Source organism: Methylobacterium longum, from assembly GCF_022179385.1.
GTDB classification, from domain to species: Bacteria; Pseudomonadota; Alphaproteobacteria; order Rhizobiales; family Beijerinckiaceae; genus Methylobacterium; species Methylobacterium longum.
Genome location: NZ_BPQS01000034.1, coordinates 28,544 through 54,347, shown reverse-complemented (window position 1 = coordinate 54,347; position 25,804 = coordinate 28,544). Strand labels below are relative to the sequence as shown.

The following is a 25,804-nucleotide window of genomic DNA, read 5'->3' as shown; positions in this document are numbered from 1 at the left end:
CGCGCTGCCCTCGGGACGGAAGCGCAGGGCGGCCAGCGGCACCTTCAGGACGTCCGCGTCCTTGTGGATCGTCAGCTTCACCAGAGCGGTCATCCCGGGCAGGAGCAGGCCGTCGCGATTGTCGGTCTTCAGGACCACCGTGTATGTGACTACATTCTGTGTCACGAGCGGCGCCTTGCGGACCTGCCGGACCACGGCCTCGAACCGCCGGCCCGGGTAGGCGTCCACCCCGAAGGTGGCGCGCTGCCCCGCCGCTACGCGGCCAATATCGGTCTCGTCCACGCGGGCATGGACCTCCATCGCGGCGAGGTTCTTGGCAATGTTAAACGCAGTTCGGACCTCCAGGCCCGCCGCCAGGGTCTGGCCCTGGTTGACGAACCGGCCGACCACGACGCCGTCGGTCGGCGAGCGGATCACCGTCCGATCGAGGTCGATCTCGGCGCCCCGGAGGCTCGCCTGCCGCTGGGGCACGGCGGCACGGGCCTGCGCCAGCTCCGCTTCGAGGCGGCGCACCTCCGCCACGGCGCCCTCTACCGCAAAGCCGTTGAGGTCGAGCACCGTGCTGGCCTCGCGCGTCTGGGCCTTCCGGGAGGCGAGATCGGTCTGTGCCTCCTCCAGGGCGGCGGCCGAGGTGACCTCGCGACTGCGCAAGGTGACCTTGCGCTCGAGGTTGCGCTCGGCGGCGAGTTGCTGGGCCTGCGCGCTCTCGACCTTGGCCTGAAGCACTGCCTTGGTGCCGCGGGCGTTGTCGAGGTCGATCCGGGCCCGATCGAGCCGGGCCTGCTGGACCTTCACGTTCGCCACCGCCATGTCGAGCGCGGCGCGGTTCTCCTCGACCTTGGCGACGAAACTGCGCTGGTCGAGCTCGGCAAGGGGATCCCCCAGCCGGACCCGGTCGTTGAAGTCCACGTGCAGCTTGGCGATCTGCCCCGCGAGCTGCGAGCCGACCTCCACCGTATCGACCGGCTGCACGGTGCCGGTGGCGGTAATGAGCTGCTCTAAGGTGCCGCGCTGGATCGCCGCTGTGATGAAGCGGCCCCCCCCAGGCGGCAGGATCGCGGGCTCCTTGACTGCCGCCGCAGCCTCGTTGACGGCGGCTTCGGCCGGTGACCCGCCCGATGCGGAGCCGAAACCGCCGACTTCAGGATTGGCATAGGTGAGCAGGGCAAAGGCGGCGACCGCCGCTACGCCGAGCGTCATCAGGTTGTCGGGCAACCAACGCACCACGTGCGAAACCTCCCGCCTGCCCGCCACGAGGCCAGGGAACCCGGGCCTCGTGGCGGTGGCCTCGGATTTTGCGGTCCGGGCCTTTAGTGAACAGGTTGCAGAAATTGCCATACTTGGGAATTCAGAATGGACCCGTAAGTATCAGCACGTATATGGAGATTTAATATATCGTCTCGCTCGCATGCACGGAAAAAATCACATAAGATTTTCCAAAATAACAAATAAGTAAATATCCTTTTCATTTTTATTACCATAGAATTATGATGGATTTAAGTATGTAATTATGAAGTCTTGAATAATATTATATCATACAGTTTTGTGCGGCTAAACGGATCAAAGACTGAATGCATTCACATTTTGTCTTCATCATAACTTTGGCTCGGTGAATTTCAACTGTTCGATAACTGATATCTAGGATCTGTCCGATCTCTTTGTTGGTACGCCCGACCAAGACGAGATCAAGGACGTCGCGCTCCCTCCGAGTCAGACGTCCCACCCGCGCGGTGAAAGCTGCGCCATCGTCGTTAACTGTCGCGGCTTCGCTGCCGATTGCGAGGGCCCTCCGGACCGCTTCGAGTAGGAGCGCGGCAGGGAACGGCTTCTCTAAAAAATCGCAAGCCCCGAGCTTCATGGCCTGCACCGCAGTTGGAATGTCCCCGTGACCGGTCATAATCACAACTGGGACCGTTGCACCGACGGTCCGGAGATGAGCTAGCATCTCCAGTCCGTCGATATGCGGCATGCGGAGGTCGGCCACGACACAGCCATTCAGGCGGCCAGGGTCGTCAAGCAGTGTTGCCGCGCCGGCATGTTCCACAACGCGGTGCCCGAATACGCCTAGGAGAAGCGCGAGCGAATGGCGCATCGCGTCATCGTCGTCAACGACGTGGATCGCCGAGTTGGGAGCCGTCCTCATGTCAGTCCTCGGCCAAGGGCAGGATGAAGTGGAAGGTGGCGCCACCCGTAGCGGTGCTGTCAGCCCAGAAGATGCCACCGTGGGCGTGTACGATCGACTGACTTACCGACAATCCGACGCCCATCCCGGCGGGCTTCGTTGTAACGAATGGCAGGAAAAGCGTTTCAGCTACTGCCTCGGAAATGCCTGGGCCGGTATCGGAGACACTGATTCGGACGAAGCCGTCGTCTTGCACAGCCGCAACAATCGCCAAGTCACGGCGCGCACTGTCACGCATCGCCTCGCAGGCGTTCCGGATCAGGTTGACCAAAACTTGCTGGATCTGCACGCGATCAGCGAAAACTCGTGTGCCGGGCGGACCAGGATCGATCCGCGTATTAACGCCCTGCTCACGAACCCCGATCAAGGCGAGATCGCATGCGTCGCCAATCAGCCCCTGCACGCTCTCGAACTGCCGGTCCGATTCGCCTCTGGTTACGAAGTCCCTCAGGCGCCGAATGATCGCCCCCGCACGCTGCGTCTGCCCGATCGCGGCGGCAAGCGCATCTCGGGCCGCGTCGATCCGAATGGTTCCGGACTCTGCAAGAAGGTAGTCGCAAGCGGCTGCGTAGATACCGATTGCCCCGAGCGGCTGGTTGACCTCGTGGGCAAGCGCCGAGGCCATCTCGCCCATTGTAGAGAGCCGCGAGACGTGGATGAGGTCCGCCTGAAGCCGCTGCAGGCGGGCCTCAGCCTGGCGATGAGCGTCGATGCAGTACACGATACCCCGCAATCGAACCGAGCCAGGGCTGCGGCCGCGCTCGGCCCGCCCCTGAGAGCGTAGCCAGCGGATCTCACCGTCGGTCTTGCGAACGCGATATTCGATGCTGTATCGGCCGCCCCGCTCCAGCGTGCCGCGGACCGCCGCGGCCCTGGCGGCGCGGTCCTCGGGATGTAAGATGGCCTGGAAGGCATCGTGGTCGGACAGGCACCGAGCCGGAACGCCAAGCACTTGGTTGCAATTCTCCGAGACGGTGACACGCCCGTTCGCGGGTTCGAGAGACCACGTGCAGATGCCGACCTCTTCGAGTGTCTCGCGAAGATCGCGAGCCAACAGGCCTCTCCGCCGTTCTGTCTGCCGTCCGGAGTCGCTGCTTTCCAATCCTCGCACAGCTACGCCCCCCTCGCGATAGGTCCCCCCAGCGTGGCGAATCCTACCGAATCATTATGCATCTTATCGCCGAATACAGTGAATACAAAGCTGTATTTGATCCAAACAGTCATGCATCATGATCGCCCTTGCGCTCGCGACGATAGCGAGCACATTGTAGTTGAATATTGATTTTAATACAATATTGCATTGCGGCAAAAATAACAACCGTCTATGATCGTAGCTTTTGTGTTTCATAATCTAAGCTGCGTAACCAAAAAAGCTCAGTAGTAATTACTCACGGGGTGGATCGGTCGGCGGCTGAACGCCCACCGCTGCGCGGCTTGCCGGGACGAGCTTGCCTGTTGCGCGGGTCGGATTTCGCTGATTCCATCGCGAGATGGGCCGCAGCGACCTGGAACGATTGAGCCGCGAGGAGCTGATCGAGCTGGTGCTGCGGCTGGAGCGGCCAGAGAAGACCTCGCGGACCTCGTCCAAACCGCCCGCGACGGATCGCAAGGAGCGGCGCGCGCAGTCCAAGCCCGGCGGCGGCAAGCCCGGTCACGAGGGTCACAGCCGGGTGCTGAGCGACGATCCCGATACGATCGTGGAGCATCGTCCTGAGGCTTGCACGCGCTGCGGCGGCAGCCTGCACACCGCTCTTCCGGCGCGGGTCGACAGCACGTGCGAGCAGATCGAGCTGCCCGCGGTAGCGTCAATCGTCACCCAGCATGGCGCCTTGCCGTTTGTTGCCCGACCTGGCGGGATTGCCAGGGTTGGCCATCGGCGCGTCCTCCGGTCAGTGGCTCATCAGGCAGCAGACGGACGCCTCGCCCAGCAGGTCGCGCGTGACTCCGCCGAAGAACCACTCCCGCAAGCGGCTGTAACCGAAGGCGCCACTCACGATCAGGTCCGCATCCGCCTCGACCGCCGCTCTCTGCAGTTCCTCGGCGGCGGTCGAAGCCGAGACCGCGACTTGCCGCGTCGTCGCGTTCACGCCGTGGAGCGCGAGATACCGGGCGACGTCCTCGATCTCGGACCGGTCCTCGTCATCGGTCACCTGCAGCACCTGGACCGCCTCGGCGCGGCTGAGCAGCGGCAGAGCGTCCGACACCGCCCGGCGCGTCTGGGGCGTGTTCTTCCACCCGACGACGATGCGCTTCGCCTCCAGGTGCTCGACGCCCGGCGGGACCACCAGCAACGGCCGGCCGAGGCCCATCAGGGCGTCCCCGAGATCGACCGCCGCGCCGAGGGAAACACCCTCATTGCGCGCGTAACGTCCGAGCACGACGAGGTCCGCCGCCCGGGCCTGCTGCTCCAGGAAGCGCACGGGATGGTCGAGGTCGGACCGCCACTCGACGCCGTCGTTCAGGCACCAGGCATTGCGGAAGACCTGCTCGACGCCCGAAAGCTTGGTGAGGGCCGCTTGGCGGATCTCCTCGATGACCATCCCTCCGGGAACGGCGGTCTCGCCGTAGCCCTGCGGGTAGTCCGGCCTGCAGGCCGCGGCGCCGACGATGCGCGCCCCGAGCCGGTGAGCGAGGTCCGCGGCGAGACGGACCCGTCCCGTGGCATGCAGCCCGTCGTCGACCGCGACCATGATGCTGGCGTATGACATGGGACGTCCCCGAGTAGGATGTGCGAACCTTTCCACGCTGCCGCCGCCACGGCCGCCGGGCCTTGATCCATCTCAAGCCCAGGCCAGCCACGGCGGGTGACGGAGACCGGCCGCCGCGGCCAGCTCCCGGCTGCTTGCGATGGATCAAGGCGGACCGCCCCACCCCGGGCCAGGCTCCGCGCACCGGAAGCGGTTCACGACGGAGGTCGCCATGAGCTACGCGAACATCCTCGTCTCCACCGACCTCGGCGAGGGCGCCCCGGACCGGATCGGCCTCGCGGCGGACCTCGCCGCGCGCTTCGATGCGTCCCTCACGGGGGCGGCCGCCCGCAAAGTGCCGACCCCCAACCTGGTGCGGGACGTCTGCGACGCCATCGCGCGGGAGGGGCGCCTCAAGGCGCAAGTGCAAGCAATCCTGGAACAGGCACGCGCGTCGTTCGAGCGCGGCGCCGGCGACGGCAGCCGGACCGACTGGCGCGCGGGTTTCGCCGATCCTGTCGCGCACTTGGTCGAGCAGGCCCGGGCCGCCGACCTCGTCGTCGTGAGCCGGTGGGGACCGGGCGACGAGGACCCGGGACCGCTCGGCGTGCCGCCCGGCCCGGTCGTGATGGAGGCTGGCAGGCCCGTCCTCGTCGTCCCGCCGCGGACCGCGCGCCTGAAGGCGTCCCGGATCGTGGTCGCCTGGAAGGACGGCCCCGAGGCCCGGCGGGCCGCGTCGGCCGCGCTGCCCCTCATGCGCGCGGCGGCCCAGGTCTTCGTCGCCACCGTCGGCTCGGATGCGGGACATGAGGGCGCGGAAGACGTGGCCAAGCACCTCGCCCGGCATCTCGCCCGGCACGGCACCCACGTCACCGCCCATTTCCTGCACACGGCGGACGACGACGGCTCGGAGATCCTGCGCTTCGCCCTGCTGCAGGATGCCGACCTGATCGTCCTGGGCGCCTTCGGCCACTCCCGGCTGCGGGAGTGGATGTTCGGCGGCGTGACGCGCGACGTCCTCGACCGCTCGCCCCTCTGCTGCCTGATGTGCCACTGATGTTCGGCAGAGGCGCCCGCCTCGGCGCCACCGGACGCTCTCCGCACTTCTGCGGGAATTCGCCGACCCCGACGGTGACGGCGCGGACGCGGCGGCGGTCGCCGCGGCCATCGAGGCGCGCGCGCCGTTCCGCGACCGAACCATCCGGCTTCGTACGGCAGACGGCACGCGCTGGCTCACGCTCAACGGCAAGCCCGTCATCGACGCACAGGGGGCGTTCGCCGGCTACCGCGGCGTGGGCTCGGACACCACCGAGAGCCGGGAGGCGCAAGCCCGCATCGCCTTCCTCGCGGGGCACGACAGCCTGACGGGACTGCCCAACCGCGGCGGCTTCCAGGAAATGCTGGCGGGACTCTGCCGCGAGGTCCACGCGGCCGGACGCCGGAGCGCGCTGTTCTACCTCGACCTCGATGGCTTCAAGGCCGTCAACGACAGCCGCGGCCACCTCGTCGGCGACCGTCTCCTGAAGGAGGTCGCCGCGCGCCTGCTCGCCCTCGGTGGCCCGCACGGCGGCTTCCGCCTCGGCGGCGACGAGTTCGCGGTGGTCGTCCGCGACGTCGGGCGCCCCGAGGCGGAGGCGCTGGCCTCGCGCATCGTGGCCGAGCTTCGGCGGCCTTTCCGGATCGACGAAGCCCAGCTGGAGATCGGGGTCAGCGTCGGCATCGCCTACGTGCCGGACGATGCCATCGAGCCGACGACCCTGCTCATGCGCGCCGACCTCGCCCTCTACGCCGCCAAGGCGGACGGGAAGGGCTGCTGGCGCACCTTCGACCCGTCCCTGGAGGAGCGGGTGCTCCGCCAGCGACAGCTCGATCTGGACATGCGCGCCGCCCTGGCGGCGGACGAGATGGAACTGCACTACCAGCCCCTCGTCGACATGCGGAGCGGCCGCGTCACCGGCTTCGAGGCGTTGCTGCGCTGGAACAAGCCAGGGTACGGCTGGGTCTCGCCCGGCGAGATCATCCCGATCGCCGAGACCACTGGCTTCATCGTCGAGATCGGGCGCTGGGCCCTGCGCCGGGCCTGCACCGACGCCCGCGATTGGCCGGACCTGCGGGTCGCGGTGAACATCTCCTCCATCCATGTGCGCATGCCGAGCTTCCACGGGGAGGTGGCGGCGGTCCTGCGCGAAACCGGCCTCGCGCCGGAGCGCTTGGAGATCGAGATCACCGAGTCGGTGTTGCTGGATCACGGGCCGGAGGTGCTGGAGAACCTGAAGCGCCTGCGCGCGACGGGCGTCAGGATCGCGCTGGACGACTTCGGAACGGGCTATTCCAGCCTGAGCTACCTGACCGAGTTTCCGTTCGACAAGGTGAAGGTCGACCGCTCCTTCGTGCGCGACCTTCAGGGCCGCCCCGAGAAGGTTGCGGTGGTCGAGGCCATCGCCCGGATGGCCCGCGCCCTGTCGATGAACGTGACGGTGGAAGGCGTCGAGACCCGCCAGCAACTCGAGGTCCTCCGGGAGAAGCGTTGCGACATCGCCCAGGGCTTCCTCTACAGTCCCGCGCGCCCGGCCTCCGAGATCGCGGCCCTCATCGAGCGGATCGAGGGCGCGGCCCTGCCGCAGGGTGCGAGCGGGGATGGGCCGACGGGCGGCGCGGTCGTACCGGCGCCCGCCGCGGCGGCCGAGGGGCACCCGCCCCCCAACTCGCGCCCGGTCCTGGCGCTGGTTCACACCCTCTGACCCCTCGGGCTCGGCGACCTGCCGTTCGCGCCGGATCCCGCTGGCGAACTGCTCCTCAGCTGCCCCTCAGCTGCGCGTCCACGCCGCACGAACGGCCCCGGTCGCCGTGTCCGGCTTCGCCGCCCCGATGAAGATCACGACCGGGCCATGGACGTCGCGCCGGGGATCGTAGAAATCGAGCAGGCCGGGATGGAGGCGCTGGATGAAATCCGGCTGCCGGCCGCCCCGGCGCAGCAGGTGGTCGATGACGACCTGATCGCCGTGCACCGCGTTCGGCACGGGACCGCAGGACCCCGGGCACATCCAGCGCTCGGGATCGGCCGCGAAGGTCGTGTAGAGCGGGCTGAGCGCGTCCCCGCACCAGCGCAGCAGCGCGCTGGAGAGCCGTCCCTTGTGGAAGTAGTCCTCCATCGCGGCGAGGCCGGGCTCGGCCAGGGCATCCGCCGGTCCGGTCAGGACCGTGTCGAGGTCGCACAGGAGGGTCGGGCCGTCGCTCAGGTCGGGCCGGAACGCCTCCATCTTGGCCCACCACGCCGGCCAGTCATGGCGCAGGGATACCCGCTCCACCCCCGCCACGGCGAGCGGCAGGTCCGTGAGGCAGCGGATCCGTCGGAAGGCCGGCGCATGGCGGCGGACGCCGCGCGCGAGGCGTTCGACCCAGGTCGCGTCGTAGCGGCCGCCGCTCCTGAGAACCGTAATCAGCGTGGCCATGAGGTTCAGCCTTCGGGCGCGTGCAGGCGGATCCGCCCGGATGCCTCGGCGGCGGCGAACCAAGCGCGCTCGGCTGCCCAGGGATGGCCCGGCCATCCGGCGAAGCCGAAGCCGTAGGCATCCGCCGGCCGGGCCTGCGCGGGGCGGTCGAGCAGCAGCGCGAGCGTCACGAGGAAGCCGGTGCTGGGGTTCGGGGATCCCTGCGTCCGGGCGGCCAACAGCGCGTGCGCCCGCCCGTGCAGGGCCTGCGGCAGGATGTGGATCGGGCGTCCCAGGGGCCGGAGCAGGCTCGCGATCTCGCGCGTCCAGCAGATCGGCTCGGGGACATTCTGCGCCAGCGGGAGCATCGGGTAGGGCAGAATGAAGGCCTGCGCCTCCCGGACGACCGGGCGCTCCAGGAAGTGGCGGTCCGCCAGCCATTCCCGGGTCTGGCCCCCGCGATTGACCAAGGCGAGGTGCGTGACGCGCCGGCCGGTCGGTCCGCCGAAGCCCGGCGCGTTGTTGAAGCGCACCACGCACGCGGCCGCATCGACCGCGGACCCTACATGACCGGTCCCGGGCGCATTGCCGACGATGGCGAGGGGAGAGCCGGTGGGCAGGCCCACGGTGTCGGCGGGGGGATCGACGGCGGATGGCATCGCTGGCAAGGATCGGAGGAAGCCGTCGAAGTAAGGCCCCGGCCCGGGACGACCAGACCGCGGCCGGACCGGCCGGACCGGGATGAGGATCATGCGACGCTGCTTCGTCTGCGCGGCCGACATGCTCGGACCCAGCGGGCGGAGCGTGGTTTATCCCGATGGCCGCCGCCGCACCTTCCCGCGGGCCTGCGGCTCCTGCGGCGTCCTGGTGGCGGGCGACGCCGACCCGGCCGCGTGCCGGGAACACTTGGCCCGGCACCTCGCCGCGCCAGCCTTCGTGTCCGACCCGGACGCGCCCTACGGCCTGGACATCTACACCCTGCGGACGGCCGCGACCCGCCTCGGCCGCGGCACCCGCCCGCTCGACGGCGCGGGCCGCGCGGCGCTGCTGAACCCCCACGCCGGGCACGCGGCGCGGGCCGAACTCTTCGCGCTCGCGGAGGCCAGCCGGCATCCCGTCTCCCTCGGCCTCCTCTGCCGTCCCGCGGAGCGGGACGCGGTCCTGGCGTCGCTGCCCGGGCAGGCGGGCTGGACGGACGACGTCACGCTCCTCCTCGACGGGCCGGCTGCCGCACCCCGGGCGGTGCCGGTCGCGGGGTTTCCGGACGGCGGGGTCCGTGTCGCCGCCCGGCCCCTCGAGGGCGATTTCGCCGCCCAGCGGAACGCGCTTCAGGACCTCGCGCGCCACGCCTGGATGCTGCAGCTCGACGCCGATGAATCCATCGAACCCGCCACCGGCCGGCTCCTGCCGGCCCTCGCCGCGCTGGCCGAGGCGGGAGACGCGGTCTCGGTCGGGCTCGCGCGGGCGAACCGGGTCGACGGCGTCGTGTCGGACGTCTTCCCGGACGTCCAGTACCGGCTCAACCGGACGCGCACGCGCTTTTCCGGCCGGGTGCACGAGCGCCCGGTTCTCGACGGCGGCTGGCCGCGCGGCTTCATCACTCTGCATGGGGTGATCGCGCATCGCCTGAGCGCGGACCACGTGCGGGCGCGGTCGCGCCGCTACGAAGCCCTCGATCCCGGGCGAGGCCGGCTCGATGAGGAATCGGCGCTGCTGCGTCCCTACGCCGACTGACGGGGCGGCGGCCCCGTCCGGGCCCGCGCCCCGGCCGGCCGCGAGCACCAGCTAGGCCCGTGCCTCTGCCGGGCGCGTGTCTCTGCCGGGCCCGTGCCCCGTTCAGGCCCGGCCGGCCGCCGCGATCGCCCGCCGGTAGAGTGCCAGGGTCGCCTGCCCGAGGTCGGCCCGGCCGAAGCGGCCGGCCGCCGCGAGGGCGCGCGCGCGATAGGTCAGACGCAGGCCGGGATCGACGAGGAGCGGACGCAGGGCTTCTGCCAGGGCCGGCCCGGTCGCGGCCTCGGCCAGGGGGCCGGCGCCCGGCGCCCCGACGAAGGCGCGGGCGCTCGCATCCTCCGCGCAGGCGACCACCGGCCGGCCATAGGCAAGGGCCTCCTGGTAGACCAGGCCGAAGCTCTCGTAGCGGGACGGTGCGATCACCGCGTGGGCCTGCGCGTAAGCCTCTGCCAGGGCGTCGCCGTCGATCCGGCCGCGGGCGCGGATGCGGCTCCGTGTCTCCGCGGGCAGATCGGCCGGGAGATCGTCCGGTGCGACACCGACGAGGTCGAGGCGGAAGGGCGGCAGGCTGCCCCGGTCCTGCTCGCGGCCGAGGAGGGCGACCGCGCGCATGAGCGCGTCGAACCCCTTGCGCGCCTCCGCCCGCCCGACGAACAGCAGGCGCACCGGGTGATCCGCCGCCGGATAGGCGGCACCGCGGGCGCCGGTCGCGATCCCGGGCGGGAGGCTGAGCCCGATCACGGCGGCGGGCTGCCGGCCCGTCAGCCCGTATGCCCGCACGATCACCGCCCCGTGCGCGGCCGTGTTGGCGATGAGGCCGGCGCTGCCCCGGGCCTGCCGGCGTTCGAGGCGATCGGCCGTCCACCCGTCGAGGCGGTTCCGCAGGGTGCCGGCCGGGTCGCGCGTGAAGGCGGCCGGCGTCGAACTGCGCGTCACCAGCGGCAGGCCGGGGCGTCCGGCAAGGAGCGCGGCCGGCGCGTACCAGTTCGTGGCCTCGACCACGGCGAAGGGCGCCCGGCCATGCGCGTCGAGCACGGCGCGCCGGAAGGCGACCGGCGCGGCCAGGTGCCCGGCCGAGCCCCAGGAGCGAAGCCGCGCCAGGGCGCCGCCGGCCGGCAGGGCAAGGCCCACCACCGCGACGCCGCCGACCTGCCGGCGGCCGGTCCGGTCGAGGGTGAAGACCGTGACCTCCGCGCCCGCCTCCGCGAGGCTCTCGGCGATCTCGCGGGCCGCGGTCGAGAGCCCGCTCGGGGCCGGCGGGTAGTCCCAGGCCAGGAGGGCGGTGCGCATCAGGCGGCGAGGAGGCGGCGGTAGAGCGCGACGTAGTCGCGCGCCATGCGCTCGGCGGTGAACCGTTCCTCGAACCGGCCGCGGATCCGGGCGCGATCGAGCCGTCCGACCCGTCCCAGGGCCGCCACGGCCTCGGCCTCGCTGGACACGATGAAGCCCGTCACCCCGTCCTCGACGATCTCGGGGACCGAGCCCCGATCCCAGGCGACGACCGGTGTGCCGCAGGCCATCGCCTCGATCATCACGAGGCCGAAAGGCTCGGGCCAGTCGATCGGGAACAGGAGCGCCCGGGCGCCGCCCAGGAGGTCCCCCTTCCGGGCGTCGTCGACGGGCCCGAGATAGGTCGCGTCGGGGCCGAGCAGCGGGCGCACGCGGCGGTCGAAATAATCCGGATTGCCGACGTCGATCGTGCCGCCGAGGCGGATCGGGACGCCGGCCGCGCGGGCGACCCGGATCGCGGTGTCGGGCCGCTTCTGGTCGGTCAGGCGGCCCACGAAGGCGACATGGGTGTCGGGTTCGGTGCGCAGGGCGTAGCGGTCCCGGTCGATGCCGTGATGCACGACGCCCATGCGGTTCGCGACCGGGATCCGGGCCTCCTGGGCCGCCGAGATGGCCGCGACCGGCAGGTCGGGGAAGCCCGCGAAGAACAGCGCCCGGTCGAGTTCGTCCACCCGCCAGTGCACCGTGGTCAGGCTGCGCCGGCGGCGTTCGCCCAGGAGCGGCGCGTGCGCGAATTCGCCGTGGCAATGGACGATGTCGAACGCGTCGAGCCGCGCGCGAAGTGCCTCCAGCTGCAAGGAATCCAGGGCGGCGGGGACCCCCGGCGACACGCGCCCGTGCCTCCGCTCCAGCGCCGTCAGGCTCGGATATTCGCCCACGCGCGGCAAGTCTGTCGCACTGTCTGACGGGGCGAACAACGTTACTTCCACGCCCAAGCTTCGTAGTGCCGTGCTGAGATCATGCACAATGCGCTCGGTGCCGCCGTGATGGCTTGGGGGAACGGGAAATATGTTCGGTGCGACCTGGGCAACGCGGATCACGGTGTCCTCTTTACATAAGTTAAGTTTTCAGGAGCGGCCGGCAAGCGCGTCCGACGCCTGATGTTCGTCCTGCATATCGCCCTGCAGGGCTGCCTGCGCGGCGACGGCGTGATCTACGGGCTCACCGCCGACACCGGCGGCCACATCCGTTACCTGCTCGATCTCGTGTCGGCCTCCGCGCAGGATCGCGACCTCGAGCGGATCGTCGTGGCGACGCGCCTGTTCCACGGCCAGCTCGGCGCCGCCTACGCCGTGCCCGAGGAGCGGATCGCCGACAAGGTCACGCTCGTGCGGCTCGCGAGCGCGTCGCCGGACTACTGCGCCAAGGAGGCGATGCACGCCGAGGTCGCGTCCTTCGCGGAGCACCTGATCGCGTGGATCGCCGCTCAGGACCGGGCTCCGGATCTCGTCCACGCGCATTACGCGGACGCGGCCACGGTGGCGGCCCTGGTGGAGGACCGCCTCGGCATCCCCTTCGTGTTCACGGCCCATTCCCTCGGGCGCGTGAAGGCGGGGATGCTGGCCCCCTCCCCCGTCCGCCCCGACCTGGCCTGCCGGATCGCCGCCGAGGAGGCCGCCCTGGCGCGGGCCCGGCTCGTCATCGCCTCGTCGCGGGACGAAGCGGAGGTGCAATACGCCGGCTACGCCGCCTACGAACCCGGCCGCGTCCGCGTCCTGCCGCCGGGCAGCGACCTGGCCCGCTTCGCCGCGGCGCGGCCCCGGCCGCAGGTCGACGCCGCGATCGACCGGTTCCTGCACGAGGCCGCCAAGCCGGCGATCCTCGCGCTCGCCAGACCGGTCGCCCGAAAAAATCTCGCGGCCCTGGTGCAGGCCTACGGCGAGAGCCGCGCCCTGCGCGCGCGCGCCAATCTCGTGATCGTCGCCGGCACCCGCGACGACATCGACAGCCTCGACGGCGACATGGCCGCGACGATGCGCGACCTGCTGGTCCTGATCGACCGGTACGATCTCTACGGGTGCGTCGCCTACCCGAAGACGCACCGGCCGGAGGACGTTCCGGCGATCTACGCCTACGCCCGCGCCCGCGGCGGCCTGTTCGTCAACCCGGCCCTCAACGAGCCCTTCGGCCTGACGCTCCTGGAAGCCTCGGCCGCCGGCCTGCCGCTGGTGGCCACCGACAGCGGCGGCCCCAACGACATCGTCGAGACCTGCGGCAACGGGCTGCTGGTGGATCCGCGCGCGCCCGGCACGATCGCCGCCGCCTGTCTGCGGATCCTCGGCGACCCGGCCCTCTACGTCCGCTGCGTGGCGGGCGGCGCGCGGGCGGCGGCGGCCTACGACTGGGATCGGCACGCCGCGCGATACCACGTCCTCCTGCGCGCCCTGCTGGCGCCGCAGCAGGATGCGCCGCCGACGCGGCAGCTCCTCGTCTGCGACATCGACAACACGCTGATCGGCTGCACGGCGGCCCTCGAGATCTTCCGACGCTGGCGCAGCCGGCAGGCCGGTCTCGCCTTCGGGGTCGCCACCGGCCGCTCCTTCCACAGCGCCATGGCGGTCCTCGAGCAGCAGGCCAGCCCGAGACCCCAGGTGATGATCACCTCGGTCGGCTCCGAGATCTACCATCTCGACGCGAACGGCGTGACCTACACGGCCGATGCGGCGTGGCGCCGGGGCATCGCCGCCGACTGGGACCGCGCGGCGGTTCACGACGCGCTGCGCGGCCTCGACGGGCTCGTCCCCCAGGGGCCGCTGGAGCAGCGCGCGCTGAAGCTGAGCTATTTCGGCGACGCGACCGGGGCGCGGCGCGTCCGCGGGCGCCTCGACGAGGCCGGCATTCCCGCCTGCGTGATCCACAGCCACGGTCGCTATCTCGACGTCCTGCCGGCGGCGGCCTCGAAGGGCACCGCGGTCGACCATGTCCGGGCCCTGTACGACCTGCCGGAGCACGCGGTGTTCGTGGCCGGCGATTCCGGCAACGACATCGAGATGCTCCGCGCCCGCGTCCAGGCGATCATCGTCGCGAACTACTCGGATGATCTGGCGAGCAACGCGGCCCTGAAGCACTCCTACGTCGCCCGCCGGACGCATGCGCGGGGCATCATCGAGGGCGTCTCGCATTTCCGCCGGATTTTGGCCGATGTCGGCTGAGCCGGCGGGCCCTGCCCCGAGCGTGCTGACCCTGGTCCGCGGCCGCGCGGACCACCTGCGCAACCTGATGCGCGGGCTCGCGGGCCAGACGCTGCGCCCGCGCGAACTCGTCATCGCCTGGATGCAGCCGGCGCCGGCGCCGGACCTGCCCGATCCGGGCTGCCCCGTCCGCCACGTCCCCGTCCCGGGCGACCCGATGCCGCTGGCGGCCGCGCGCAACCGCGCCGCAGCCGCGGCCACCGGCGATCTCCTCGTCTTCCTCGACGTCGACTGCATCCCGTCGCCGACCCTGGTCGCGGCCTACGGGCAGGCCGCCGCGACCGCGCGGGGGCTCTTCCTCGGCGAGGTTCTCTACCTGCCGCCCGGGGCGATCCCCGTCGACGCCCTCGATCCGGCGGCGCTCGACCGCGTCGCCCGCGCCCATCCGGCCCGGCCCGCCGCCCCGGCCGCCGGTCTGCGGCCGGAGCCCGATGCCGGCCAGCTCTGGGGCCTGTCCTTCGCCCTCGCGGCCGCCGCGTGGAGCGCGGTGGGCGGCATGGACGAGGCGTATGTCGGCTACGGCGGGGAGGAGACCGACCTCGCCGCTCGGCTCGCGGCCAGCGGGCTGCCGACCTTCTGGGTCGGGGGCGCCCGCGCCTTCCATCAGCATCACCCGGTCCATGTGCCGCCGCTGCAGCACTTCGCGCCGATCCTGGCGAACGCGGCGCGCTTCCGGGCCCGGCACGGCCGCTGGTGCATGACGTACTGGCTGGAGCAGTTCCGCGGAGCCGGTCTCATCGCCTGGGATGCCGATGCCCCCGCGATCCGCCTCATCCGGCCCCCGACCGAAGCCGAGATCGCCGCCGCGCTGCGGTCCGACGCCCTGTTCTCCTGATCCCGAGGCCGAACCGCACCCCATGAAGAAACCCATCGCGTTCTTCGTCCATCACCAGGGCCGCGGCCACGCCAACCGCACGATGGCGGTGGCGACGGAATTCGCCCGGGACCGCCCCGTCTCGCTCCTCACGGCGGATCCGCGCCTGTTCGACGGCTTCGCCCGCGACGTCGAGATCGTGCCGCTGCCGAACATGATCGGCGCCGCCGTCCCGACCCCGCGGCTCTACGCCGAGCCGACGCCGCAGGTGATGCACTGTGTCCCCCTGGGGCTGAGCGAGATGCGCCGGACCATGCGGCGCATCCTCGACCACCTCGACGAGCGCGAGGTCGGGCTGTTCGTCGTCGATGTCTCGGCGGAGATCGCGCTCCTGTCCCGCATCGCCAGCGTGCCCGCGGTGCAGATCCGGATGCACGGCGACCGCTCCGACATCGGCCACGTGGGCGCCTACGAGGCCTGCGTGGGGATGCTCGCCCCCTTCGACGAGCGCCTCGAGCAGGACGATTATCCGGCGCGCCTGCGCGCCAGGACCTTCTACAGCGGCGGCCTGTGCACCAGTGTCGATCGCGTGCCGGAGCGCGTCGAGGCGCGGGCGCGGCTCGGCCTCGATCCCGACCGCGAGATCGTCGTCGCGCTGACCGGCGGCGGCGGCAGCGGCACGCCCTACGCGCCGCTCACCGTCGCGGCCCGCGCCGCGCCGGACGCGCTCTGGCTCACCCTCGGGCCGACCCATCGCGAGGGCCACGAGACCGACTTCGCCAATCTGCGCGAGCTCGGCTGGGTGCCCTCGGTGACCGACTACCTCGCCGCGGCCGACATCATCATCGCATCGGCCGGCGACAACACGGTGCACGAGGCTGCCCGCGTCGGCGGCCGCCTGATCGTGATGCCCGAATGGCGCTACTTCGCCGAGCAGACGCGCAAGGCCGAGGCGCTGGTCCGCCTCGGTGCCGCCGTGCAGGCCCCCGCCTGGCCGGGAGATCTGACGGGCTGGCGCGACCTCCTCGCGCGCGCCCGCGCCCTCGACGGGACCGCCCTGCGCAGCCTCTACGCCCCCGATGCCGCCGCGCGCGCCGCGGGCTGGCTCGAAGGGCTGGTCGACGCGCTCTGGGATTCCGAATCGGCCGGCGACGGCCCCGAACCCGCCGCGCGCCGTATCGCCGCGGCCGAATGATCGCCCCCTCCCCGCCCCAACCGGAGCCCGAGCGCCGCATGTCCACCGTTTCCGTCGTGACCCTCGCCAAGGGCCGGCCGGCGCACCTGCGCAACGTGCTCCGCGGTCTGGAGCGGCAGACGCAGCCGCCCGCCGAGTTCATCGTCGCGGTGATGCAGGATGCGCCCTACGATCTGCCCGAGGCGCCCTTCCCCGTCCGCCAGATCCTGGTTCCGGGCCGCGAACTCCCCCTGGCGGCCGCGCGCAACCGCGGCGTGGCGGCGGCGCGCGGCAGCGACGTCGTCTTCCTGGATGTCGACTGTATCCCGGCTCCCGATCTGGTCGCCGACTACGCGCGGGCCCTCGTGGCGCTCGACGGCCTGCTGATGGGCGAGGTGCTGCACCTGCCCGAGCGCGCCACGGCCGGCGACTGGGACTACGCGGGCCTCGACACGCTCGCCGAGAAGCACTCCGACCGCCGCGGGCCGCCGGCCGCCGGCATCGAGATCTGCCAGGATTATCGCTGCTTCTGGTCGCTCAACTTCGCGATCCGGCGCGCCACCTTCGCGGCGACCGGCGGCTTCGACGAGCGCTACACCGGCTACGGCGGCGAGGACACGGATTTCGGCAAGCTTCTCGACGCGCGCAAGATCCCGATCGCCTGGATGAAGGGCGCGCGCGCCTATCACCAGTACCACCCGCACCACATGCCCCCGGTCCACCACCTCGACAGCGTGGTGCGCAACGCCGAGCTGTTCGAGGCCAAGTGGGGCTACCGCACCATGGGCCACTGGCTCTACGCGTTCCGCGTCCTGGGCCTGATCGACGACACGCCCGACCGGCCGATCCGGATCCTGCGCCGTCCGGATGCCGCGGAGCTGGCCCTGACAGGCCAGCAGGGCCACCAGCCCTACACCAACTCGGCCTCGGTCATCCGCGCCATCGAGGCCCGAGAGACCCAACAGGCTCGAGAGGCCGGAGAGGCCGCCAGCGCCGGGGACCGGGCCGGCGCCCCCGCGCCGCCGTCGGCATGAGGATCGCCCTCCTCGCGCATCTCCGCCACCCGATCGCGCCGCCCTTCGCGGGCGGCCTGGAAGCCTACACGTGGGGCCTCGCGGACGGGCTGACGGCCCGCGGCCACGACCTCGTGCTGTTCGCTGCCGGGGACAGCGACCGGCGCTTCGTCCTCGACCCGGTGATCCCGCTCCATCAGGAGCGCCGCTTCCCCGGCCTGGAGCATCGCGGCGACGCGGCGCTGAAGGCGCATCTCGACGACGGGTACGCCGCCGCCTGCGACCGGATCGCCGCGGGCGGCTTCGACATCCTGCACAACAACAGCCTGAGCCGGCTGCCTCTGGAGCCGCGGCGCCTGTCGGCCACGCCCACCGTCACCTCGCTGCACGTCCCGCCCTACGATGCGCTCCGCTGGTTCGTGCAGGCCAGCGCGGTGCCGGGCCATCGGATCACCGCGACATCGCGGGCGCAGATGCGGGCCTGGTGGCCGGACGGCGCGCCGCCAGGGGCGTCGGTGCTCCACAACGGCATCGATCCCGCCGCGTGGCCCTACGTCGCCCGCGGGGACGGCAGCGCCGTGTGGTGCGCGCGCATCGCCGCGGTCAAGGGCGCGCACCACGCGATCGCGGCGGCGCGCCGGGCCGGGCTTCCCCTCACGGTGTTCGGCCCGATCGAGGAACCGGATTACTGGTCGGCGCAGATCGCACCGCAGCTCGGCGGATCGATCCGCTACGGCGGCCATCTCGCCGGCCCCGCTCTGGCGACGGAGATCGGCCGCGCCTCGGTGTTCCTGTTCACCCCCTGCTGGGACGAGCCGTTCGGGTTGGCGGCCGTCGAGGCGATGGCCTGCGGCCTGCCGGTCGCCGGCTTCGCCAGGGGCGCCGCTCCGGAGATCGTCGGCGAGGCCGGTCGCTTGGCCCGACCCGGGGACGGGATCAACCTGGCCGACGCCATCGGCCGGGCCCTAGCGATCGACCGCTCCGTCCCGCGGGCCCGGGTCCTACGCCTGTTCACCCGCGACCTGTGGCTCGACCGCTGCGAGGCGCTCTACGCGCAGGTCGCATCCCTGCGCGGTCCGGCCAGATCCGCGGGCACCGGCTGAGGCCGGACACGGCCCCTTACATCCGCCCGCGCGCGACGCGGCAAGAGCGGGATACCATTTGGACATGACCCGACAGGACCTCATCGCCGCCCTGTGGCACGGGCGTGACCCCTTCGCGGATCCCCCGGCGGACCTGCGCCCCGCCGACCTTCAGGGCTGGCGCAGCGTTCACCCCTACCTCGAGGAGGCGGTGACCGAAATCCGGCCCCGCGTGGTCATCGAGATCGGCACCTGGAAGGGGGCCAGCGCCCTCTACCTCGCCCGGACCATGGCCGAGCGGAATGTCGCCGGCACCGTGATCGCGGTCGATACGTGGCTCGGGGCTGTCGATCACTGGGCGGACGAGGCGCTCTTCGCGGAACTCGGCACCGAGCACGGCTATCCGAGCCTCTACCGGACCTTCCTGGCCAACGTGGTGCGCGACGGCATGACGGACCGGATCGTGCCGCTGCCGCTCGACTCGGTGAACGCCGCGGAACTCCTGCGCCTGCGCGGCGTGACCGCCGATGTCATCCATCTCGATGCCGGGCACGAGGAGGCGTCCGTCACGGCGGACCTGCGCGCGTGGTGGCCGGTCCTGCGACCCGGGGGCCTCCTGATCGCCGACGATTACGACCGCCTGGGAGGCCGCTTTCCGGGTGTGACCCGGGCGGTCGATGCGTTCTGCTCCGAGGCCGGTGTGCGGGGACCGTGGTCGCTGCGGGGCAAGTGCAAGTTTATCAAGCGGGACTGACGCGCGCTACGCCGACGCCTGGACCGGTTCGGCGCGGCAGGGCGCGTCGCACCCCGAGCGCGCGCCGTGCCCGACGGCCGCGCGATCCCGAGGGCGATGTCCGCCTCCGGGCGGATGCGCTGCGCCGACGCGACGTCACGCGCCGGATGCGTGCTCGCCGCCGGACGAGCGGTCCCGGGCGCCACGGGGAGACTGGATCGCCCCTGACGAGGTCGCCCGCCGTCGCGCACCTAAACCGTCAGCGGCGCGAAGGCATGGCAGTACACGTCGATCTCGCCTTTCCCCTTGAGCGCGACCCGCCCGATGGGGCTGGCGGACCCCTTGTCGGCCAAGCGTGAGAAGGCCTCGCGCGACAGGTGAAGCCTGCATCCGTCCCCGAGGCCCGAGAGGCGCGCGGCGACGTTGACCGTGTCTCCCCAGAGATCGAAGGTGTACTTGGTCCGGCCCACGATGCCGCCGACCACCGACCCGATGTGGATCCCGGCGCGGATCCGCCAGCCCGGCGCGCCCGCCGCCGCGATATCCACCATGTCGCCGGCGCACCGGATCGCCGCCTCGACGGGATCCGCGTGGGGGCGCAGCAGGTTGGCGGTGGCCATGAAGGCGTCGCCGATCGTCTTGATGTTCTCCAGCCCGTGCGCCTGTGCCACGGTCTCGAACGCCTCCGCCAGTCGGTGGATCTCGGCCACGACCGTCTCCGGGGTCTGGCGGTGGCACCAAGCCGTGAAGCCGACGAGATCGATGAACAGCACCGCGACGTCGTCGAACAGGCGCGGCTTGACCTGGCCGGTCTCCATCAGCTCCGCCACCGCCGACACCGGCAGGATGGCGTGGAGAAGTTCATCGGCGCGGCTGCGCTCGCGCTCGATGGTCCGCAGGTGCGCCATCTCCCGGTCGCGGAAGCGTTTCCTCTCGAGACAGGATCGGATCCTCGCCTCGAGGAGCACCGGTTCGAAGGGCTTGGGCAGGTAGTCCTCGGCGCCCAGTTCGATGCACCGGACGATGCTGCCGACCTCCATCAGAGCGGAGATCATCACCACCGGGGTGTGGCGCCAGACCTCGTGCGCCTTCATCCGTTCGAGGACGGCGTAGCCGTCGAGGGCCGGCATCATCACGTCGAGCAGGACCAGGTCGAACGCGGTCTCGTTCAGCCGATCGAGGGCGGCGAGGCCGTTGGCCGCGCGCACGCTCGTATGCCCGAGCAGTTCCAGCTCCTGCTCGAGGAGGTCGAGATTGAAGGGCTCGTCGTCGACGATGAGGATGCACGCGGGCTCCACGGATCTTCCTCTCTCCGGATCGAAGCCGACCCGTCCACGCTCAGCCGAGCCACCGGTGGAGCGTGGCGAACAGCACGTCCTCGTCGATGGGCTTGGTCATGAAGTCGTCGCAGCCGGCCGCCCGCGCCCGCTCCTCGTCACCGCTCATCGCATTGGCGGTGATCGCCACGACGGGGATGCGCGCCGTCGTCGCGTTCGCCTTGATGCAGCGCGTCGCCTCCCAGCCGTCGAGGAGGGGCAGCGACAGGTCCATGAGGATCAGATCGGGGCGGTGCGCCGCCGCCATCTCCACGCCCGCGGCGCCGTCGACCGCGATGACGAGCTCGTAATCCTCCTCCAGGAGCTGCGTCAGCAGATCGCGATTGAGCGCGACGTCCTCGACGATGAGAATCCGCTTCATGGGCCGTCCCAGGCGCGGGCGGGCGGCCCGGCACGACGCTCCGGACCGGTCATCGGTCGCCCACCGCCTCGGGTTCCGGAAGGGGAAGCACGCGCTGAACCTCCCGGATGAGGGCGGCGCGGTCGAGGCCCTGCTTGTCGATCAGGCCGAGTACGCGCTCCCGCAGCATCTCGCGCTCGGTCGAGTCGAGTTCGGCGGCGGTCAGCACGACGACGGGAATGGTCCGCGCCACCGGGTCGGCCTGGAGGGCGTCGAGGAAGGTCAGGCCATCCATCCGGGGCATGAGCAGGTCGAGCAGGATCACGCTCGGTCGGGCCTGCGCGATGCGCTCCAGGCCGGCGGCGCCGTCCGCCACCCAATCGACGGTGCAGTGCTCGGGGTCCAGCAACTGGCGGACGAGGTCGGGGACATTGGGATCGTCGTCGATCACCAGGATGCGCTCGTTGTCGGGGGCGATGCGCGCCAGGGCCCCGATCAGCGCCTCCCGCTCGAAGGGCTTGACCATGTAGTCGGTGGCGCCGAGCCGGAAGCCGAGTTCCTTCTGGTCGACGATCGAGATCAGCACGACGGGGATGTCGCGGGTCTGCGGATCGGTCTTGAGGGCGTGCAGCACCTGCCACCCGTCCGTGCCGGGCATCATGATGTCGAGCGTGATCGCGCGCGGCTGCAGCGTCCGCGCCATGCGCAGGCCCTCCGGGCCGCTCGAGGCGCCGACCACCGTGTAGCCGGCATCGGCGAGGTTCTCCTGCAGCAGGTAGACGACGTTCGGATCGTCGTCGATCGCGAGCACGAGCTTGGATCCCGACCGGGGCGCGGTCGCGGGGGCGGGCGCCGGCTTCGGCGGGCTCGGCCCCCTCTCGGGCGCGCCGGCGATCCGCGCCGGGATGCTGAGCGTGAAGGTCGATCCCCGCCCCTCCCGGCTCTCGACCTCGATGCGGCCCCCGAGCAGACGGGCCAGCCGGTGGCTGATCGCGAGGCCGAGCCCGGTCCCGCTGTGGGACCGGGTCGCGCTGTTGTCGACCTGGTGGAACTCCTCGAAGATCGCGGAGAGCGCCTCCGCGGGGATGCCGATGCCGGTGTCGATGACGGCGAAGGCGATGTCCTCGCCGGCGGGGCGGACGCGGAGCGTCACCGAGCCGGCCTGCGTGAACTTGATCGCGTTGCTCAGGAGGTTGATGAGGATCTGGCGCAGCTTCTCCTCGTCCGTGCGGAGCATCGCCGGCGGATCCGCGACGTCCCGGACGAGGCGCACGCCCTCGGTCTTGACCAGGGGTTCGACCGTCCTCAGGCAGAGGTCGAGCACCGACGTGAGGGCGAATTCGGACGGCTTCACCTCCATGCGCCCGGCCTCGACCTTGGCGAGATCGAGGATGCTGTTGATCAGCGAGAGCAGGTGCTCGGAACTCGCGAGGATCTTCTCCAGGTTCTCGAACTGCTTCACCGGCAGGGCCTCCTTGGCCCGCCGCATCACCAGACGGGTGAAGCCGATGATGGCGTTGAGCGGCGTGCGCAGCTCGTGGCTCATGTTGGCCAGGAAGCTGCTCTTGGCGCGGCTCGCATCCTCGGCGGCCTCCTTGGCCTGCCGCAGGGTCTCCTCGGCGCGCCGGCGCTCGATCACCCGGCCCAGTTGCGCCCCGATATTGGTCATCACCTTGAGGAGAGCCGGGTCCGGCGGGGTCGCGTCGCAGGCGAAGAACTCCAGCGCGGCCACGACCTCACGCCCCACCGTCACGGGAAACCCGAAGCCCGCCCGGATTCCGTCCGCCGCCGCGGCCGCGGTCCGGGGATCGTCGGGCGCGGCCCGGTCGCCGAGGATCCATTCCGGCGCCCCGGACAGCAGGGCGCGGCCGGCGGGCCCGACCCCGGCCCCGAGGGGCGTCCCGGCCGTCGCGGCGCGGAACCGGGCGAACCGCTCCGGCGCGTCGCAATGCCAGAGGCCGGTCGGGACCAGCGTGCCGCTCCCGTCGCCGGCCGCCATGTAGGCGTGGCCGAGGGGCCAGCCGGTGTGTTGCGCCACGCGATCCAGGCAGAAGCGCACGGCGTCCTCGACCGTGGACGCCTCGTTGGCGGCCGTCGCGGCGGCCTGCAGCAGCTCGACGAAGCCGGTCTGCTTCTGCAGCGCGAGTTCGGCCTCCTTGCGGACGGTGATGTCGCTCCACGACTCGACGACTTCGACCGGCTCCCCGTCGGCATCGCGCAGGAGGCGCTGCTCGTCCCGCACCCAGCGATAGGTGCCGTCCGCGCGCAGGAACCGGTACTCGATCACGTTGTGTCCCTGCCGGAGCAGGTTCGGGAACTCGGACAGGACCCGGTCCCGGTCCTCGGGATGGAGGCGGTCCAGCCAGAATTCCGGTCCGGCCAGGTAGTCCTCCGGCTCGTAACCCAGCAGGTCGCGCACGTTCTCGCTGATGAAGGTCGGCGCGTTCCGCCCGCCCACCTCGAAGCTGCAGATCATCGACGGGGATGCGGTCAGGAGGTAGCTCAGCCGGCCCTGCGTCGTGCGCACGACCTGCTCGGCGCGCTTGATCTCGGTCACGTCCGTGTAGACGGCGACGACGCCGCCGTCGTTGGTCTTGCGCTCGTTGACCTGAACCCAGCGCCCGTCGGTCCGCTGCTGCAGGAGCGGACCGCTCGGGGCGTGGAAACGGGCCAGCCGCTCCGCGAGCCACGCCGCGACGGTCGCCCCGTCCGGGCGAACGATGCAGGTCTCGGCGGCGGCGCGGGCGATGGACTGGAAGGTCGAGCCCGGACCGATCACCGCCTCCAGCCCCGGATGGAAGTCCCGGAAGTGATCGTTGCAGAGGACGAGGCGGTCGTCGGCATCGAACAGCGCGAAGCCTTCCGAGCTGCTCTCGATCGCCTCGATCAGGGTCTGCGTGGCAACCTCGGGCGTCTTCAAGGATCCGCCGCCCGGGGGCTCGAGGGCGCCGACAGGCTGCGCCTGCGGCGATCCGGTCTGGGCCTGGGACATCTGTCGGACCAACCTCTCGGCGGGGTCGCGCCGCAGCGCTCGCCTGCCGCCCCGGGCCTGACGGTCGCTGCGCCGGCCGCCCGCCGTTTATCAATCGTCACCGTTGCATGGTCTATATTCGGGATCAAGCGAGCGCGGACAATCCTGAAGGTCGGCAGTCACGACAGGCCATTGAAGGCGACATCTGATGTCGTGGGTTCCGGATTCCGCGCCCTGCGGCCAAACCACTGTCCCGCGCCCCGGGCCGGGCATCCGCCCCGGGGCCTCCGGCCGCGGCCGGATCGCGGGCAGGGCCGACCCGCGCCTGCTCAAGCCCTGTCCTCCGGCGCGAGATGGGCATCCACGAAGTTGCCGGCCTCCGCGAGGGCCGCGCGGCCCTCCGCGAGTTGCGGGAAGAACAGGTGCCAGGCGTGGATCATCGCGGGCCAGATCCGAAGCGTGACGTCCACGCCCGCGCTCCCGGCCGCCCCCGCCAGGCGCACCGCGTCGTCGAGGAGCGTCTCGTCGGAGCCGACCTGGATCAGCATCGGCGGCAGGCCGACCAGATCGGCGTACAGGGGCGAGGCCAGCGGGTCCTCAGGATCCGCGCCCCCCAGGTAGGCCGCCGCGAGTTCGGCGAGGTAGAGGCGCTGGATCAGGGGATCGGCGGCAGCCTTCGTCCTGAGGCTGCCGCCACGCAGGGCCAGATCGACCCAGGGTGAGGCGAGCCAGAGGCATCCGGGCAGCGGATCTCCCGCCGCGCGCAGGCGCAGGGCGGCGGCGAGGGCGAGGCCGCCGCCCGCGCTCTCCCCCGAGAGGGCGATCCGCTCGGGCGCGATCCCCTGCTTGAGCACGAACCTGTAGCCTGCGACCGCGTCCTCGAGGGCGGCGGGGAACGGATGTTCGGGGGCGAGGCGATAGGCAAGCGCCAGGGTGCGGGCCCGGGCCTGCCGCCCGGCGCGCGCAACGACGTGGCGATGGCTGTCGAGGGATCCCGCCATGTACCCGCCGCCGTGGAGGAAGACGAGGACGCGTCCGGGATCGGCATCCGGGCAGAGGGTCCACTCCCCCGGCACGCCGTCGGCATCGACGGGGGTGACGCGGGTGTCCGGCGGGAGCGCGTCGGGACGGCCGAGACCGTCGAGCCGGGCGCGCCGCGCGGCGAGATCCGCCGGCCGCGGCAGCGCGCGCAGGGCATCCCGGACGGCCTCGATCTCCGTGCCCATCGCTGCTCCGCCCGCTACACCCTGAACCGATCGAAGGAGGACGTCGGCCCGGACGTGGCGGGGCCGCACACGCGCGACGTGCCGGGCCGGCCGCCGGATGCCGCGCAGCGCGACGATGTCCCCGGCCTTCGGATCCGGGCAGGAGATCCTGTCGCGGTCGACGAGGCCGGTGCGTCCCATCGCCCGCGCGTCGAGGACGGGATGATGGCGGCCCGCCGGCCGGGGTTCCGGACGCCCGCCGGCCCGCAGCCGAGGATCGGGCTGTCGACCCGTTCCGGCCGCGTGCCCGCCGGCCCGCCGCCGGAGTCCACCGGTTCCGCGATCGCCGGATCGCCGGGCCTGAAGCCGTCGAGACGGCACTGCATCCGCGCGCTCCCTCGGCCTCATCCCGGAACGCCAGGGCAGTGGGCTACCAGATGTCCGAGTCGATGCTGGTGCCGCGTGTATAATCGGACGAGATCTGCATTCATGGCAAGGATTGTTTCGAGTCTGAAGCTTGGAAAATATATCCGCATCGTTCTGGAATATAGAACGCCGACGGGTCCTGGCTCGAATCGCCCCGGCCGGGCGGTGGGTCCGTCACGCAAGGCGCGATCCGTCCC

21 protein-coding genes and 1 pseudogene are annotated in these 25,804 nt (G+C 71.4%); 10 read left to right on the top strand and 12 right to left on the bottom strand.

Annotation, left to right across the window (positions count from 1 at the left end):
• The 3 genes from MFF58_RS22675 to MFF58_RS22665 all read right to left on the bottom strand — a co-directional run.
• Positions 1 to 1,227: efflux RND transporter periplasmic adaptor subunit (locus MFF58_RS22675; protein ID WP_238291244.1), on the bottom strand; the 1,227-nt coding region annotated here is incomplete at its 3' end.
• A 301-nt stretch (positions 1,228 to 1,528) separates the two neighbouring features.
• On the bottom strand, positions 1,529 to 2,143 hold the full coding sequence (locus MFF58_RS22670; protein ID WP_238291243.1) for a response regulator transcription factor: 615 nt from the start codon (positions 2,141 to 2,143) through the stop codon (positions 1,529 to 1,531).
• A 1-nt stretch (position 2,144) separates the two neighbouring features.
• Positions 2,145 to 3,236, bottom strand: a complete 1,092-nt coding sequence (locus MFF58_RS22665) for a sensor histidine kinase (RefSeq protein WP_238291242.1) — start codon at positions 3,234 to 3,236, stop codon at positions 2,145 to 2,147.
• A gap of 436 nt (positions 3,237 to 3,672) precedes the next feature.
• Here MFF58_RS22665 and MFF58_RS22660 point away from each other — a divergent pair.
• Positions 3,673 to 4,028, top strand: a pseudogene (locus MFF58_RS22660) (IS66 family transposase); the annotation flags it as partial.
• 43 nt (positions 4,029 to 4,071) lie between these two features.
• Here the strand turns inward: MFF58_RS22660 and MFF58_RS22655 are convergent.
• A complete protein-coding gene (locus tag MFF58_RS22655; RefSeq protein ID WP_238291241.1) occupies positions 4,072 to 4,890 on the bottom strand; it encodes a universal stress protein in 819 nt (272 codons plus the stop codon).
• A gap of 211 nt (positions 4,891 to 5,101) precedes the next feature.
• Between MFF58_RS22655 and MFF58_RS22650 the strand changes: the two genes are divergently transcribed.
• Together MFF58_RS22650 and MFF58_RS22645 are read left to right on the top strand one after the other, a co-directional pair.
• Entirely contained in the window at positions 5,102 to 5,926 is an 825-nt protein-coding gene (locus tag MFF58_RS22650; RefSeq protein WP_238291240.1) for a universal stress protein, read from the top strand.
• Positions 5,927 to 6,161: 235 nt separating this feature from the next.
• Positions 6,162 to 7,610, top strand: coding sequence for a putative bifunctional diguanylate cyclase/phosphodiesterase (locus MFF58_RS22645; RefSeq protein ID WP_238291239.1), 1,449 nt, complete (start codon positions 6,162 to 6,164; stop codon positions 7,608 to 7,610).
• A 66-nt stretch (positions 7,611 to 7,676) separates the two neighbouring features.
• Here MFF58_RS22645 and MFF58_RS22640 read toward each other — a convergent pair whose 3' ends face one another.
• On the bottom strand, positions 7,677 to 8,321 hold the full coding sequence (locus MFF58_RS22640) for a hypothetical protein (protein ID WP_238291238.1): 645 nt from the start codon (positions 8,319 to 8,321) through the stop codon (positions 7,677 to 7,679).
• Between the two features lie 5 nt (positions 8,322 to 8,326).
• Complete coding sequence (locus tag MFF58_RS22635; RefSeq protein ID WP_238291237.1) at positions 8,327 to 8,959, bottom strand: glycosyltransferase family 29 protein; 633 nt, start codon at positions 8,957 to 8,959, stop codon at positions 8,327 to 8,329.
• 91 nt (positions 8,960 to 9,050) lie between these two features.
• On the opposite strand from MFF58_RS22635, the gene MFF58_RS22630 reads away from it, so the two are divergent.
• Positions 9,051 to 10,034 (top strand): glycosyltransferase family protein, encoded by a 984-nt coding sequence (locus MFF58_RS22630; protein WP_238291236.1) that lies wholly within the window; start codon positions 9,051 to 9,053, stop codon positions 10,032 to 10,034.
• Between the two features lie 102 nt (positions 10,035 to 10,136).
• Here the strand turns inward: MFF58_RS22630 and MFF58_RS22625 are convergent, their stop codons facing one another.
• Entirely contained in the window at positions 10,137 to 11,321 is a 1,185-nt protein-coding gene (locus MFF58_RS22625; RefSeq protein WP_238291235.1) for a glycosyltransferase family 4 protein, read from the bottom strand.
• The gene (locus MFF58_RS22620; protein ID WP_238291234.1) at positions 11,321 to 12,361 is read right to left on the bottom strand and encodes a glycosyltransferase family 4 protein; all 1,041 of its coding nucleotides are present in this window, start codon (positions 12,359 to 12,361) and stop codon (positions 11,321 to 11,323) included. Before MFF58_RS22620 ends, MFF58_RS22625 begins: the two co-directional genes overlap by 1 nt.
• A gap of 60 nt (positions 12,362 to 12,421) precedes the next feature.
• On the opposite strand from MFF58_RS22620, the gene MFF58_RS22615 reads away from it, so the two are divergent.
• From MFF58_RS22615 to MFF58_RS22590, 6 genes are all read left to right on the top strand, one after another.
• Positions 12,422 to 14,473, top strand: a complete 2,052-nt coding sequence (locus MFF58_RS22615; RefSeq protein ID WP_238291233.1) for an HAD-IIB family hydrolase — start codon at positions 12,422 to 12,424, stop codon at positions 14,471 to 14,473.
• Positions 14,463 to 15,347, top strand: a complete 885-nt coding sequence (locus MFF58_RS22610) for a glycosyltransferase family 2 protein (RefSeq protein ID WP_238291232.1) — start codon at positions 14,463 to 14,465, stop codon at positions 15,345 to 15,347. Before MFF58_RS22615 ends, MFF58_RS22610 begins: the two co-directional genes overlap by 11 nt.
• A 22-nt stretch (positions 15,348 to 15,369) precedes the next feature.
• Positions 15,370 to 16,521: a glycosyltransferase gene (locus MFF58_RS22605; protein WP_238291231.1), complete on the top strand. Its 1,152-nt coding sequence runs from the start codon at positions 15,370 to 15,372 to the stop codon at positions 16,519 to 16,521.
• Between the two features lie 38 nt (positions 16,522 to 16,559).
• The gene (locus tag MFF58_RS22600) at positions 16,560 to 17,534 is read left to right on the top strand and encodes a glycosyltransferase family 2 protein (RefSeq protein WP_238291230.1); all 975 of its coding nucleotides are present in this window, start codon (positions 16,560 to 16,562) and stop codon (positions 17,532 to 17,534) included.
• The gene (locus MFF58_RS22595; protein ID WP_238291228.1) at positions 17,531 to 18,616 is read left to right on the top strand and encodes a glycosyltransferase; all 1,086 of its coding nucleotides are present in this window, start codon (positions 17,531 to 17,533) and stop codon (positions 18,614 to 18,616) included. Before MFF58_RS22600 ends, MFF58_RS22595 begins: the two co-directional genes overlap by 4 nt.
• A 64-nt stretch (positions 18,617 to 18,680) precedes the next feature.
• Positions 18,681 to 19,349, top strand: a complete 669-nt coding sequence (locus tag MFF58_RS22590; RefSeq protein WP_238291227.1) for a class I SAM-dependent methyltransferase — start codon at positions 18,681 to 18,683, stop codon at positions 19,347 to 19,349.
• A 230-nt stretch (positions 19,350 to 19,579) separates the two neighbouring features.
• On the opposite strand, the gene MFF58_RS22585 is transcribed toward MFF58_RS22590, so the two are convergent.
• The 4 genes from MFF58_RS22585 to MFF58_RS22570 form a co-directional block, all read right to left on the bottom strand.
• Entirely contained in the window at positions 19,580 to 20,626 is a 1,047-nt protein-coding gene (locus MFF58_RS22585) for an adenylate/guanylate cyclase domain-containing protein (protein ID WP_238291226.1), read from the bottom strand.
• A gap of 40 nt (positions 20,627 to 20,666) precedes the next feature.
• On the bottom strand, positions 20,667 to 21,026 hold the full coding sequence (locus tag MFF58_RS22580) for a response regulator (protein ID WP_238291225.1): 360 nt from the start codon (positions 21,024 to 21,026) through the stop codon (positions 20,667 to 20,669).
• A gap of 49 nt (positions 21,027 to 21,075) precedes the next feature.
• The gene (locus MFF58_RS22575; RefSeq protein ID WP_238291224.1) at positions 21,076 to 23,997 is read right to left on the bottom strand and encodes a response regulator; all 2,922 of its coding nucleotides are present in this window, start codon (positions 23,995 to 23,997) and stop codon (positions 21,076 to 21,078) included.
• Between the two features lie 308 nt (positions 23,998 to 24,305).
• Positions 24,306 to 25,202, bottom strand: coding sequence for an alpha/beta hydrolase (locus tag MFF58_RS22570; protein WP_238291248.1), 897 nt, complete (start codon positions 25,200 to 25,202; stop codon positions 24,306 to 24,308).
• Between the last annotated feature and the right edge of the window lie 602 nt (positions 25,203 to 25,804).